Annotated in this window: 14 protein-coding genes; 5 read left to right on the plus strand and 9 right to left on the minus strand. The window is 36.1% G+C overall.

The genetic code is table 11. The features are described from left to right. Window positions 1-81: 81 nt before the first annotated feature. A complete protein-coding gene (locus DDF69_RS10605) occupies window positions 82-1,749 on the minus strand; it encodes a GLPGLI family protein (RefSeq protein WP_114820770.1) in 1,668 nt (555 codons plus the stop codon). Window positions 1,750-1,937: 188 nt separating this feature from the next. Then, window positions 1,938-3,143 (minus strand): RsmB/NOP family class I SAM-dependent RNA methyltransferase, encoded by a 1,206-nt coding sequence (locus tag DDF69_RS10610; RefSeq protein WP_114820771.1) that lies wholly within the window; start codon window positions 3,141-3,143, stop codon window positions 1,938-1,940. 607 nt (window positions 3,144-3,750) lie between these two features. On the opposite strand from DDF69_RS10610, the gene DDF69_RS10615 reads away from it, so the two are divergent. Beyond that, complete coding sequence (locus DDF69_RS10615) at window positions 3,751-4,095, plus strand: zinc ribbon domain-containing protein YjdM (protein WP_114820772.1); 345 nt, start codon at window positions 3,751-3,753, stop codon at window positions 4,093-4,095. A gap of 248 nt (window positions 4,096-4,343) precedes the next feature. Here the strand turns inward: DDF69_RS10615 and DDF69_RS10620 are convergent, their stop codons facing one another. Then, window positions 4,344-5,279: a sulfate/molybdate ABC transporter ATP-binding protein gene (locus DDF69_RS10620; protein ID WP_114820773.1), complete on the minus strand. Its 936-nt coding sequence runs from the start codon at window positions 5,277-5,279 to the stop codon at window positions 4,344-4,346. A 75-nt stretch (window positions 5,280-5,354) separates the two neighbouring features. Here DDF69_RS10620 and DDF69_RS10625 point away from each other — a divergent pair, with 75 nt between their 5' ends. Together DDF69_RS10625 and pheS are read left to right on the plus strand one after the other, a co-directional pair. Then, the gene (locus tag DDF69_RS10625) at window positions 5,355-6,014 is read left to right on the plus strand and encodes a YceI family protein (RefSeq protein WP_034697022.1); all 660 of its coding nucleotides are present in this window, start codon (window positions 5,355-5,357) and stop codon (window positions 6,012-6,014) included. A 126-nt stretch (window positions 6,015-6,140) separates the two neighbouring features. Continuing rightward, complete coding sequence (gene pheS / locus DDF69_RS10630; RefSeq protein WP_076596202.1) at window positions 6,141-7,151, plus strand: phenylalanine--tRNA ligase subunit alpha; 1,011 nt, start codon at window positions 6,141-6,143, stop codon at window positions 7,149-7,151. 388 nt (window positions 7,152-7,539) lie between these two features. On the opposite strand, the gene DDF69_RS10635 is transcribed toward pheS, so the two are convergent. Further along, window positions 7,540-8,310 carry a DUF3108 domain-containing protein gene (locus DDF69_RS10635; RefSeq protein WP_114820774.1) on the minus strand — a complete coding sequence of 257 codons (771 nt, stop codon included), beginning with the start codon at window positions 8,308-8,310 and terminating at the stop codon, window positions 7,540-7,542. Between the two features lie 153 nt (window positions 8,311-8,463). On the opposite strand from DDF69_RS10635, the gene DDF69_RS10640 reads away from it, so the two are divergent. Together DDF69_RS10640 and DDF69_RS10645 are read left to right on the plus strand one after the other, a co-directional pair. Next, window positions 8,464-9,519: an NAD(P)/FAD-dependent oxidoreductase gene (locus DDF69_RS10640; protein WP_062675398.1), complete on the plus strand. Its 1,056-nt coding sequence runs from the start codon at window positions 8,464-8,466 to the stop codon at window positions 9,517-9,519. 12 nt (window positions 9,520-9,531) lie between these two features. Next, the gene (locus DDF69_RS10645; protein WP_034697026.1) at window positions 9,532-9,861 is read left to right on the plus strand and encodes a 2Fe-2S iron-sulfur cluster-binding protein; all 330 of its coding nucleotides are present in this window, start codon (window positions 9,532-9,534) and stop codon (window positions 9,859-9,861) included. A gap of 58 nt (window positions 9,862-9,919) precedes the next feature. On the opposite strand, the gene DDF69_RS10650 is transcribed toward DDF69_RS10645, so the two are convergent. From DDF69_RS10650 to DDF69_RS10670, 5 genes are all read right to left on the minus strand, one after another. Next, window positions 9,920-10,501, minus strand: coding sequence for a TIGR00730 family Rossman fold protein (locus DDF69_RS10650; protein WP_114820775.1), 582 nt, complete (start codon window positions 10,499-10,501; stop codon window positions 9,920-9,922). Between the two features lies 1 nt (window position 10,502). Then, entirely contained in the window at window positions 10,503-11,471 is a 969-nt protein-coding gene (locus tag DDF69_RS10655) for a hypothetical protein (RefSeq protein WP_114820776.1), read from the minus strand. A 65-nt stretch (window positions 11,472-11,536) separates the two neighbouring features. Then, window positions 11,537-12,979 (minus strand): aminoacyl-histidine dipeptidase, encoded by a 1,443-nt coding sequence (locus DDF69_RS10660; protein ID WP_114820777.1) that lies wholly within the window; start codon window positions 12,977-12,979, stop codon window positions 11,537-11,539. Window positions 12,980-13,059: 80 nt separating this feature from the next. Continuing rightward, on the minus strand, window positions 13,060-13,548 hold the full coding sequence (locus tag DDF69_RS10665; RefSeq protein WP_114820778.1) for a hypothetical protein: 489 nt from the start codon (window positions 13,546-13,548) through the stop codon (window positions 13,060-13,062). A gap of 23 nt (window positions 13,549-13,571) precedes the next feature. Beyond that, entirely contained in the window at window positions 13,572-14,177 is a 606-nt protein-coding gene (locus DDF69_RS10670; RefSeq protein WP_114820779.1) for a hypothetical protein, read from the minus strand. Window position 14,178 lies beyond the last annotated feature (1 nt).

Genomic DNA, 14,178 nt, shown 5'->3' on the forward strand with positions numbered 1-14,178 from the left:
TTACTTTGTGGCTCGAAATAATTTTTTTTCATCATTTGTGTTTTTACCTTCTTGCAATTCTCATGCAAGAAGGTTTTGTTTTTATCGTATACCCAGTAACGTTCCCGAAACATTCCAAGCGCTGAAGCTTGTTCCTTCTGTAGGTCCCTGTGGAATTTTTACCTGTATGGTGTGTTTACCTGCTTTGAGATTTCCCAAAGGAATGAAATTAGGATTAGTAACCGTTCCCGGACACCAGTTTGATCTGCTGAGGTCTGATGATGAAAGCCCGTCCTGGAAATTTCCGGAAGCAGGATTGTATAAACGATACGAACCACAATCTGTTCTCCATGGGATAAATGAAAATACAGCATTTCCATCTAACGATATAGAATTGGCTTTAGGAACGAACTCATCGCCATTTTCCCAACCGCCGTGTCCCGTTGTAGTATATCTTAGCTGTGCATTTTTCAGATCTTTATCTAAAGTGAAAGTCACAAGAAGACCTTTATCCTGGTTGAACATGGTAGAGTAGTCCTGTCCTGCCATTTCCATAATATTTAACGTATTGAATAAAGGAATGGCGGTATTGTTTTTATTGACAGTCTGATCACTTTTATGAATGGTAATGTCCAGGCTCACTTTATGTCCTCCTTTATCGTAATTGCCAATAAAGGTACCTATCCAAAGCTCTTTTCCGGATAAAGCTGGTTTCAACTCTGTAATATCCTGTCGGTAAGGGCTGATGGTTTGCCAGTCTTTTCCTTTTAGTTGAATATGATTGAACTTCTGGATTCCGAAGGCCGTAAAGAAACGCATCATTTCCATGGCTGGGCTATAGCTCTCTGTAGCGGTTACTCCGTAATATTGTTTTCCATTTCCGTTTTCGTAAACAGGAAGTGTTTTTGCTCCTTTCTCAAGGCCGTCAAAAAAAGATTTTTCTTTGTCCTGAGGAATGAAGAATACGGTTCCGGTTCTGTCATAAGCATCTCCGTTAGATTGCTGCTTCAGTTCAACAAAAATATTTTCTCCATCTGTGATCGCGGGGAATTTTATTTTTTTCAGAATGATCGTTCCGTTGGCGTATCTTTTAATTTGTGCGTCAGATTTTGAGGCATCAGAGAAATTGATGGTTTCATTTTCGAAAACATTCAGTGTAGTAAATCTGCTTTTCCAAAGTAAATCTTTGTATCCCAGCTGATCGGTTGTCTGTATGTTTCCTTTTACAATGTTTTCGATCCCTGTATTTTTGATTTTTTTGATTGATCCGGCTGTAATTAAAGAATTTTTATTTCTTTCCACTTCCAGAACCAATCCTAAATTCTGGCCTAAAACCGATGGTCCGCCTTTTAAATTCAAATCATTGGTGTACCAGACTTCAATAGTATTTGAATTGACCTTTGTAACTGCTTTTTTACAGTTGTATCCTAAAATCTTTTTTGTTTCATTGGTAAGCTCAAAATCCTGTTTTCCAACAGACTCTGTATCTGATGATGAAATAAGGGATCCCGGTTTTAAAAATGCGTAAGAAACAATAGTATTAGAGGGTTTTTCTACCTTAGTAATCTCGTAAGGATAACTGCTTTTTTGCTCCTTAATGGTACTGTTGAGAATAAAATTTTCTTTCTCATTGACCCAAACAATGGTAGAGGGCTGATCCGTTGATACCATTCCGTTATACGAACTGGTGTACTGAATTTCATAGGTCTGTGCAGAAAACAGACAGTATACGAAAACAGCCAGAACATTGAAGACAATTCTTATATGCATAAATAAATGAGTTTGCAGCAAAGGTATTCTAAACTTTCTACAGTATCAATACGGTTTTAATCTATACAGTTAGTAGAGAATGTACTTTAAATGTTACAAAAAATGTTACATTTTTTTTGAAAAGGGTTTAAATAAAAAAAACTACTCCGGAAAATAGAGTAGTTTAGTGTATTGTTAATGGGTTTAAATTAAGAAACTCTCTCAATCAAAGCCATATAGAATCCGTCATACCCTTCGCTAGGCATTACTTTTTCATCTTTAATCATCTTGAATCCAGGATTGTTTTTGATGAACTCATCTACCTGAAGATTGTTTTCAGAGGGAAGGATAGAACAGGTAGCATATACCATTTTTCCTCCTTTTTTAAGCATTTTAGAATAGTCCTGAAGAATTTGTTGCTGCTCCTTTTTAATTCTGTCAATAAAGTCCTGGTCAATTTTCCACTTACTGTCCGGGTTTCTTTTCAAAACGCCAAGACCTGAACATGGTGCATCAATCAGAAGTCTGTCTGCTTTTTCATGAAGACGTTTAATCACTTTATTGTCAGAGATCATACGGGTTTCAATATTGTGCGCTCCTGCTCTTTTGGCACGACGCTTCAGCTCGGCAAGCTTCCATTCGAAGATATCTAATGCTACAATCTGCCCTTTGTTTTTCATTAATGCTGCCAGGTGAAGCGTTTTTCCACCAGCTCCTGCACATGCATCTACTACTCTTTGTCCTTCTTTTACATCAAGGAAATACCCGATTTTCTGAGAAGAAGCATCCTGAACTTCAAATAATCCTTCTTTGAAAGCCGTAGTAAGGAAAACATTTTTCTTTTCTTCCAGCTGAACAGCATCAGGATAATTTTTAACAGGATAAGAAACAACACCTTCATCTGAAAGGTCGGAAATAAGTTCTTTAGTTGTGGTTCTTAAAGAGTTGGCTCTTAAAACCGTAGGAGCCTGCTCGTTTAAAGCAATCATTTCTCTTTCCCAGTTTGCACCCAGTTCTTTTTCAAGAGTTTCAGCCAGCCATTCAGGAATAGAGTGTTCTATTGCTTTTGTAGGAACAGTGTTCTTTTTAAGTTTGGTAAGAATATCGGCGATTTTGATTCCGTCAAATTCTTCGAATTTTTTATAATTGGTTTTACTCCAAAGTAAATACGCAATAATCAGTTTGTAGATATTATTGGGTTTCACACCTTCACCCATATAGTATTCAAGGCGTTTTTTCCAACGGATAATATTGTAAAAAATTTCAGAAACAACGGCTCTGTCCTGGCTTCCCCATTTTCTGTTGGCTTTCAAAAGTCTTTCAATAACTTTATCGGCGTATTTGTTTTTCTCAAAAAATGTCTCCTGTAAGGCATCGTGAATTCCGATTGCCAAGTTTCTGTGAATAAGTTCCATAAATTTGCTTCGCTGTTTGAATCTGCAAAAATACGACTTTTAATTGAGAGTTGAGGATTTGGGTGGGAGAGTTTGAGAATAGGAGAGATGAAGGGGATAGTGGATAGTGAATGGTAAATGGTGAATCCGCTTCGCTTGTGAATTTTCGGGTTTCCGGTTGCGGGGCTACGAGTAATTATATATTGTACATACCAGTTTTCTAATGGAGGATTGTGCATTCACCATTCAACTTGCAAAGCAAAAATTGACTATTGACACTCTGAGATTCAGTAGTGAATGGTCAATCTGTTTATTGATTTTTTAAGTGATAGAAATACATTTTAATGCTGAATCTGTAAAGATTTTCAGAATATTGATATTTTTTATTTGTTGACAATAGCCTTTCCCTTTAGAACAAATACACCTATGTTTTTGCTTAATGAAAAATATTTGCTGACAAAATATACACTGTTCATGATTATACTTTATTTTCTTTGCAGCAAGTATATTTAATTTATGTTAATTCACTATTGTGTGTTATATTGACGTATGCTTATTATCTACTATACTGAACTTTATCTCTTGACTTCAACCTCCAAAAAGCTCTACCTTTGCAAAAAATAAAAAGATGAGTGATACAATACTTTGTCCAAAATGCAGCTCCGAGTTTACCTACCCGAGCGATAATATGATGGTATGTTCCCAATGTTTCTATGAATGGGATCCGGCAGAAGAAGCTGCTGAAGCTGCCAACGAAGGAAAAATTCTGGATTCCAACGGAAATGAACTTCAGGATGGAGATTCTGTAGTGGTAATAAAAGATCTTCCGGTAAAAGGAGCACCAAAACCGGTAAAAGCGGGGACTAAGGTGAAAAATATCCGTTTGAGACCGGGAAGTGATCACAATATTGACTGTAAAATTGATGGTTTCGGAGCAATGGCTCTTAAGTCAGAATTTGTAAAGAAAGCGTAATAAAACTTAGTTTTTTATAGCTTAAAAATAAGAAAAGGAAAAAATTGGACAGTGTAATCTTTCAAAAGACTTAATTGCAAGATTGCTAATGTCCGTCCGGAAGGCAGAAAGAGAATTAACCAAAAATTTCCTTATACTTTAGAAGTACAAATGTAAGAAAAAGTTTTTATAACAGTTTCTTGTGTTTGTACTTTTTTTATTGATAAGTATAAGTGAATGTATAAGTTATGGGTGTTTCAGTCTTTCTGCTAAATAAACGAAACATGTATTGTTCCAGCTATTTTCTCATCCGTATACACAACAAGTTCCTTTCCTTTTGCCCTTAATTTGTTCCAATAATAATTTCCTGCAAACCTGCTTTCAAGAACTTCGGCTTCGAGACCGTCTTCTGTAATTCTGATTTCTTTCGGATAATAAGAAGACTTTTGAAGCTTGAAATCTTCCGCTTCAGCCTCACTGAAAATATTCACTTCTCCAAATAATTTAGCAACATAAGCGTTGTAAGGATTTCTGTAGGTTTCTTCCGGGCTGTCATTCTGAATCAGTCTTCCGTTCTGCAGAATAACAATCTGGTCCAGCCATGGCATAATATCCTGAAGCTCATGAGTGGAAATAATCAGAGAAACGCCATGTTGTTTTACATATCTGAAAAGCCTTTCCCTCAGTTCAATTTTTCTCGGAAAATCCAGATTACTGAAAGGTTCATCTAAAATAAGAAGCTTGGGAAGTACAGACAATGCTCTGGCAATGGCAACTCTTTGCTGTTGTCCGCCGCTTAAATATTTGGGAAGTACATTCGCAAATTCCTGAAGTCCTACCACTTCAAGAAGCTCCGTTACGGTTTCTTTTTTTTGTTTTAAATTGATATTAGAAATAAATTTTCCTACGTTTTCAGCCACTGTAGCGTAAGGCATAAGATCAAAATTCTGTGCTACGAATTTCATTTCAGGTTCTCCCGGAACAAGATTTCCTTTCGGTCCCAAAAGCTTTGTTCCGTTAAAAATAATCTCTCCGCTTTCCCAATCCAAAAGACCATAGATAAGGTTAAGAAGAGTGGATTTTCCACATCCGCTTTCACCGGCAAGAGCTATGATTCTGTTTTCTTCAAACCTTAGGTTAAGGTTCTGAAACAGGGGATTTTCTTTGTTGTGAGAGAAAAATAAATTGTTTATTTCTAATAGCATATTACAAATGTAAGGTTTTTATGAAAACATAATTTTTTTTATTATATTAGCGGAACTAATAAAAATAAATCAAAAATGAGAAAAAAACTGTTTTCGTTAGCTATTCCTGCATTATTTATTGCTGCTGTAATGGTTTCTTGTAAAAAAGACAAACCACTTACGAGTGAAAGTAATGAGGTGACGACTACTAAAGAAGGTAGCCAGTTCACTTTGGATACGCTAAACAGTAAGGTTGAATGGAAGGGATACAAAGTATTTAAATCTGAGAATACAAGCCATTTTGGAACCATCAGGTTTGAAAGTGGAGATGTGACGGTGAAAGACGGAAAACTGGAAAGCGGAAAATTCGTTGCTGATATGAACTCTTTAACTTCTGTGGATCTGAAAGACAGCCCGGAAGATTTAGGAAAATTAAACGGCCACCTGAAAAGCGGAGATTTCTTTGAAGTTGAAAAATTCCCGACAGCTTCTTATGAGATTACAAAGGTTACTCCGGCTACAGAAGGTGATTATAATACTCTTTTGGATGGTAATTTAACGATTAAAGGAATTACAAAACCTGTTCAGTTTAAAGCTAATGTTTCTGTGAAAGATGGAGAAGTAAGTGTCGCTACTGAACCGAAAGATATCAAGAGAGAAGAGTTTGGAGTGAAGTTCCAGGCTCCGGCTGAAAACGGTGTGATTAAAGACGAGGTAACTCTTCAGATCAGCGTTAAAGCTTTAGAAAAGAAATAATTTTTTTATTTAAGTGAAATAAGTGATTGAAGTCTGCCTCCCGAAAAAGAGGCAGATTTTTTTTTGACGGACTTATTATTCAACTTAAAATCGTATTTTTGCAAAACATTTTGAAAGGGTAAAACAATGATAGAAAAGATAGAAGAATTACTGGTCGAAGTAAATGGCTTCAATGCTACCTCTAAGGAAGATATCGAAAACTTCCGAATCAAGTACAACGGTAAAAAAGGGGTTCTTAATGATTTTTTTGAAAAATTTAAAGAAGTTCCTAACGACCAAAAGAAAGAATTCGGACAGAAGATCAACACTTTGAAGCAGGCAGTTGCTGTAAAACTGGAGGATTTGAAAAATGCTTCCGCATCTTCTGTTGTGGTTGAAAAAGAAGATCTTACAAGACCCGCTTTTCCATTGGAATTGGGTTCAAGACATCCGATCAATCTGGTAAAAAACAGAATTATTGAAATCTTCAAATCTATCGGTTTTGCAGTAGCAGACGGTCCAGAGATTGAAGATGACTGGCATAACTTTACCGCGCTTAACCTTCCGGAATACCATCCGGCAAGAGATATGCAGGATACATTCTTTATTGAACAGAATCCTGATATTCTTTTGAGAACGCATACTTCTTCTGTACAGACCCGTTATATGGAAGAAAATCAGCCGCCTATCAGAATATTATCTCCGGGAAGAGTGTTCAGAAATGAAGCAATCTCTTCACGTTCTCACTGTATTTTCCATCAGATTGAAGGATTATATATTGACGAAAATGTGAGCTTTGCTGATCTAAAGCAAACTATTCAGTTCTTTACGACTGAGCTTTTCGGAAAATCTAAAATCAGAATGAGACCTTCTTTCTTCCCGTTCACAGAGCCAAGTGCTGAAATTGATGTGTATTGGGGATTAAACTCTGAAACAGATTACAGAATTACCAAAGGAACAGGATGGCTTGAGATCATGGGATGTGGAATGGTAGACCCTGCCGTACTGAAAAATGTGAATATCGATGCTGAGAAGTATTCAGGATATGCATTCGGAATGGGAATTGAAAGAATCACGATGCTTCTTTACCAGATGAGTGACATCAGAATGTTCTTTGAAAATGATATCAGAACACTGGAACAATTTAAAACACTATAAAAAATCAAACCTCCGGAGCTCCGGAGGTTTTTTTGTTTTTAATTACTGACCTAAGAAACAAAACGTAATTAAAAACTGATCTTATTGAAAAATTTACACGTGTCTGTTTCTTATGCCCATACTTCGGTTCGAATCCGCTAGGTACCTCAAATAAAGTATTGACATGCTGCAGCTCTTTAGCCTGCCTCTATTATAAAGACAATCAATATTAATATTCTATTACATTGAACATACAAAAACCTGTCTCAAAAGTGTCATTCTGAACGAAATGAAATGGAGTGAAGAATCTCAGGTTATTAATTATCGCTGAGATTCTTCCTTCATCAGAATGACAAAAATCAAATTATTTGACTTTTGAGACAGGTTTTATCTTTAAAACTAAGGATTGTTATTTAGTGAACTTTAAAGGGTACTTCACATTTTTATAATCATCAATACTCGCTTTCAGTGATCCTACTGCAAGTTCAGCTTTCAACAGCATAGGAATGTGGTTGGCATCATTGGAAACCCACATGGTTACGCCTTCTTTTTCCTTGAACACTCTTCCGCTTTTTACAGAAGGAATAATCTTTAAACAGTTAATAGTTCCGAATTTTGTCTTTAAGTTTTCTGTTCCTGTTACTTTCAGCTGGAAAGGAAACATTTCATCATCAATCCACACATTCATATTAATAACCGTTCCTACTTTCAATTCATCGGGACTTTTACTTCTTAAATAATAAAAGCATGAAAGCATATCCTGAACACCTTTTACTGATTTTAAAACCTTAGAACCATTGGCTGGGGTCTTTTTATCCGTTAAAATTAAAGTATTATTATCATGATTAAAAACCGTTTCAAAATGCTGACGATAACTTCCTTCACGTACATTTCTGACATAAAAGCTTGGTAATCCCGTCTGTGTATTGATGAAACTTTCATATAAGTCTTCTACTTTAAAGAACGCTTTTACAGCACCTGTAGTTTGTCCTGTTCCTTTTACATAAAGATGAGGAACTCCTTTGTAGGTAGTTTGTTTGGTAGTAAGATTGGCAGTTCCTGCATTAAGGAAACCATAGTGAATTCTAAGAGTAATAGATTCGCCATCTGCGATATTATCAATCTGGGCCGAGCCTAAAAAGAATATAAATACAGCAAAAAGGTTCAAAAGTTTATTCATAACAAGACTTTTACAAAAATATTGCCAAATTTAAAATCTTAATTGATAGATATTTGACAAATCTCAGGTTTTTATTTAGAATCAATTAAATATGCTTCGCATTAAAATTAGTAAATTTGCAGTTACATGTATAATTAAATTATCTTAAAGATTATGATAACCACTGATATATTGATCATAGGTGCGGGACCTACAGGACTTTTTGCAGTTTTTGAAGCTGGTTTATTAAAAATGAAGTGTCATATTATTGATGCACTTCCACAGCCGGGAGGGCAATTGGCGGAACTTTATCCTAAAAAACCTATTTTCGATATCCCTGGTTATCCTTCAGTGAATGCCGGAGAATTGGTGGATAATCTGATGGAGCAGATCAAGCAGTTCCAGCCTGGATTTACCTTAGGGGAAACCGCTGTTTCTTATACAAAAATAGATGATGAGTGGTTTGAAGTGATCACGAATAAAGGAACCGTTCACAGATGTAAAGCGATTGCCATCGCAGGAGGTTTAGGGACTTTTGAGCCAAGAAAACCTACTTTTGAAAATATCGCTGACTATGAAGAAAAAGGTCTTGAATATTTCGTTAAAGAACCTGAACACTTCAGAAATAAAAAAGTGGTGATTGCTGGTGGAGGTGACTCCGCGTTAGACTGGAGCATCTTCCTTTCCAATGTTGCCAGTGAAGTAACTTTGATCCACAGAAGAAACGAGTTCAGAGGAGCTTTGGATTCCGTAGAGAAAGTTCAGGATCTGAAAAACCAAGGGAAAATCAAATTAATCACGCCTGCTGAAGTTACCGGTATTAAAGGTGACGGAAAAGTAGAAGCCATCACGGTAGAAGTGGAAGGTCAGGAAGCTTACGATATTGAAACGGATTATTTCATTCCTTTATTCGGATTGACTCCAAAATTGGGAGAGATCGGAAACTGGGGATTAAATATCGAAAAAAATGCAATCGTTGTAAATAACGCTCTTGATTATCAAACTAACATTGATGGGATCTACGCTATCGGAGATATCAATACATACCCTGGAAAACTGAAGTTGATCCTTTGTGGTTTCCACGAAGCGACTTTAATGTGTCAGAGTGTATACAACAGACTAAATCCTGGTAAAAAATTCGTATTAAAATATACAACGGTAAGTGGTGTTGACGGATTTGACGGAAGCCGTAAAGAAGCAGAGAAGGCAGTTGTGAAAAAAATTGACTAATTTTGCAGAATTATGTCAGACGTTAATATTAAAATCACCGACAGAGAAGGGGTAACCCACGATGTCGTAGCTCCTACGGATATGTCCATGAACTTAATGGAAATTATCCGTTCCTATGAATTGGCAGAAGAAGGTACTATTGGAGTATGCGGAGGAATGGCGATGTGTGCTTCATGCCAGGTATATGTAATCAATGATCCCGGTTTGGAACCGATGGGTGATGAAGAAGATGCCATGCTGGCTGAGGCTTTCCATGTGAAAGACAACAGCAGATTGGGATGTCAGTTGCATATTGCCGATGCTATGGAAGGGCTCGAAGTGGAAATAGCTCCTTATCCTTAGAAAATATTTTTTAATCTTAATAAGAAACCCGTCCGAGTTATTCGGACGGGTTTTTTCTTTATACCTCATCTTTGCTGATCACTTTCCAGATTGTAGGAGCCTGATAATTTCTCATTTTTTCCAGCAGATCATCAATTGAATTACTGAGGAGTACCATATCACTGTTGATTTGTTTTAAAAATCCTTTGTCCACCATGGTCTGAATAAGTTGAATCAAGTCATCATAAAATCCGTCAATGTTCAGAATTCCGATAGGTTTTTGATGAAGTCCCAGCTGTGCCCATGTGATCATCTCGAAAAACTCTTCCAACGTACCATAGCCACCGGGAAGAACGATAACCCCGTCACAGAGTTCGTTCATTTTGGTTTTTCTTTCGTGCATGGTTTCCACGATGATAAGTTCTGTCAGGTTCTTGTGGGCAATTTCTTTGGATTGTAAAAAGTGGGGAAGGACTCCAATGACCTTGCCTCCTTCGGCTAATGCTCCGTCTGCTATGGTTCCCATCAAACCAACATCAGCACCGCCATATATAAGCTGTATACCTTGTTGAGCTAAAGTTTGTCCCAATAAAAATGCTTGTTCTTTGTAAATGTCGTGCGAGCCAAAACTTGAGCCGCAGAATACGGTGATACTTTTCATATTACTTGCAGAAATCAATTAAATAGTTTCTAACATCAAAATCTGTTAAATCTCCAGCTTTTCTGAAGCTTGTACATGCTTGTTCATTTTTTCCAACAGCAAGATATGATATCCCTAATTTAATATATCCGTCACGAAATCTTGAGATGAAACGATTATCTTTAATTTGTAATTTATCCAGTCCACTGAGACTTTCGATTGCGTTTTCAAATTGATTGTTATTATAGTATTCAAAACCATTTCCAATAATATGGTATAAATCTTTCTCCGATTTGTCACTCAAATCCTGGAACAATTTTAAAAAATGTTTTTCTTCAGTTACTAACATGTCTATTCCATAAGGATTTTTAAAATATTTTTCGGCCTGCATTAATGCTTGCACAAACTGTGTGTCATATTGAGGAGTACGCTTGTCAAGTATTTTAATATTAGTAATCTTATTATCTTTGGTTAGAATATATTCAATTTTAAAATATAAGTCATTCATATCTTTTGAGTTTTCCTGCTTCATTAAGGGAATTATGAAGTCATCAAAAGTTTTTTCATGGTTAAATATAGGTCGAATTATCTGATTGGCAACTAATAAGCTATCATTGTTTCTAACTTCAATTTTAGGTCTAAATTCTGGATACTTTTTTATAAAATCCTCTCCTTTTAATAATAGTGATATTTCATTTCCTTCTTGTAATATCAGATAATTATCTTCAAACCAGTATTTGAAGGTACGATTTTCAAGATTTATCTTATCATTATAAAATTTAGCTTTGAATCTTTGCTTATAAATGACTAATTCATCTTGATTAATAGTATACAAAAGTCTGAAGGAATACTTAGAGTTATTTATTTCTAAGTTTTTTCCATTAGATTGAACAATTTTATCTAGAATCCATTCACCTCTTAATTTTTGTGATTGAGAGTAAGTTTTAATACAGATTATCAGATAAAGTATAAATAATATTCTTTTCATCATATTTAAAAAATTAAAATATCCAAAATCATAAGACTTTGGATATTCAATATACTCATTTTAATGTTCTATTTCTGAGGAATATTCGCTAAAATATCTTTCAGGAAGCTCCAGAATTTCTGAGTGGAAGGGATGTTTGCCTTCTCGTCAGGAGAGTGCGCTCCTCTGATGGTTGGTCCAAAGCTTACCATTTCCATTTCAGGATAGTTGGCACCGATGATTCCACACTCAAGACCTGCGTGGCAAGCCACTACATGAGGTTTTTCGCTGAACTTTTCAGTATAAAGCTTCTCCATCAATTGTACAATTTCTGAACCTGGTTTTGGCTTCCATCCCGGATATGATCCGCTGAATTCAACATTCATTCCAGCAAGCTCTGCTACCGATTTTAATTGTTCTGCCACTGAATATTTGGAAGAATCTACAGAAGATCTAGTAAGGTTTAAAATCTTAAGTTCTCCGCCTTTCAGTTCAACTCTTGCTACGTTGTTGGAAGCTTCTACAAGATCCGCCACATCAGGGCTCATTCTGTATACTCCATTGTGAAGAGCTTTTAAAGTATAGATCACTTTTTTGGAATCTCCTTCTGAAATAGCTTTATCAGAAGACGTAGAGTTCTCAATATTGATCTGAAGTCCCGGTTCTACAGTGGCGAATTCTTCTAAGATATCTTTTTTAAGAACCGTTACATTTTCAATAAATTCCTGAGCATTTCTCACAGAAATAACAGCAGTTCCTTCTCTTGGGATGGCATTTCTCAACCCTCCGCTATCTATAGAGATCAGTTCAATATTCTGGTTTTCCAGTCCGGTGTAAAGAAGTCTTCCCAAAATAATATTGGCATTTCCGAACCCTTTATGGATATCCATTCCGGAGTGTCCACCCTGAAGACCTTTTACTTCAAGTCTTACAATTTGTCCTTTTGAAGCTTCTGCAGCATAGGTTTGAGTGATTGTCACGTCTACACCTCCTGCACAGCCGATATCGATTTCATCATCCTCTTCAGTATCAAGATTCAATAGAATTTGCCCTGTCAGTTGTCCTGGTTTTAGTCCTAAAGCACCTGTCATTCCAGTCTCTTCATCAATCGTGAAAAGAGCTTCCAATGCAGGGTGTGGAATATCTGAACTCTCAAGGATAGACATGATGGTAGCTACTCCTAAACCATTATCAGCTCCTAAAGTAGTTCCTTTTGCCTTTACCCAGTCACCGTCAATTTCCATTTTGATTCCTTCCGTTTCAAAATCGAAATTCACATCATTGTTTTTCTGGCAAACCATATCAAGGTGCGATTGAAGCACGATCGATTTACGGTTTTCCATTCCTGCCGTGGCTGGTTTTTTAATAATTACGTTTCCTACTTCATCTACCGTAGTTTCCAGTCCTAAATCTTCACCAAATCCTTTGATGAAAGCAATTACTTTTTCCTCTTTTTTTGAAGGTCTTGGAACTGCATTTAATTTGGAGAAGTTTTTCCAGATAATCTGCGGTTCTATATTAGATAATTCCATTGAATTTTATTTTTCTCAAATTTACGAAATAAAAAATGCTTCCGTGAGATACAGAAGCATTTTTGTGGGATTTCGCTTTATTAACATCCACACTCTCCATAGATCGGAGTGGTAAATGTAGTTCCGTCCGGTTTCTCTATAGTCAGAGTGCCTTCAAACAGTAAAGCTTCTTCGCCTTTTATTTTTTTACCTTTTACAGAAATTTTGTAATCGTCATTTTCTATTTCCTTGGTAAGCAATTCATCTACTTCCATATCACTTGAGGAAATAAGATTCATAGCCAGCCTTTTGCCGTCCAGCATCATATAAGCTGTTTTTCCGGCGTCATCTGCATAAATGTATCTCTCATTTTCAAAATCAGTTTTGCTTGCTGCAAAATAGCAGGAGCACTCTTTGATTTCTTTTGGAAACGGAATGGTTCCTACCAGAATATTTCCTGAAGAATGATGTGCTGAAGCAGTATCTTTAGTAATATGTAAAGAATCAGCAGCAGAACCTGAAACTGTTTCTTTCTCCTTTTTACAGGCTACCAATAGAAATGCGGAAAATACAATGATTACATATTTCATGTCTTTGTGGTTTTATTATTTGTTTATCCTCTTGCTCTTTCAAGAAGTGTCATCATTAATAAAGAAAGGATTACCAAACTTTCTTCTTCGTCATCAATATCGATCAGTCTGTCCAGCTGGAATCTTCTTCCGAAGAATGAAGGCATTTTTTTCAGTTTAAAATAAGCCTTTCCATCAATTCCTGTTACGGTGTAAGATGGATTAAGGAAATACCCTGTAAACATTCCTATGATGGGAAGTTCTCCTACAAAGCTGTCCCAGAATCTTACCCATGCACTGTCTTCCTGAATTTTAAACTTCGGCTGATCGTGTGAATCCAGAATATCATAACTTGCTTTCCAGATAGAACGCATTCCTTTTCTTGCCAGCCTGCCGAAATTTTTGTTGTCAATAAGATCATTCAAAGAATAAGAAGCATTGAAATCAATCCATTGATTTGCCCTGATTCTGAAAAGCTCTTTAGACTTGCTTTCATCATTAAAAACGATAACATCCTCTTTCAACTTGAACATTTTCTGACGAACATAGGCTACATAATTTCCATTTTTGTCAGTAATATTAAAGTCACTTGCTAAAGTAGTGATTTTGAATTTGAAATCCAGAGGATAATTAAGATTGTTAAGTACCATG

This window comes from Chryseobacterium sp. KLBC 52, assembly GCF_003347605.1.
Classification (GTDB): Bacteria; Bacteroidota; Bacteroidia; order Flavobacteriales; family Weeksellaceae; genus Chryseobacterium.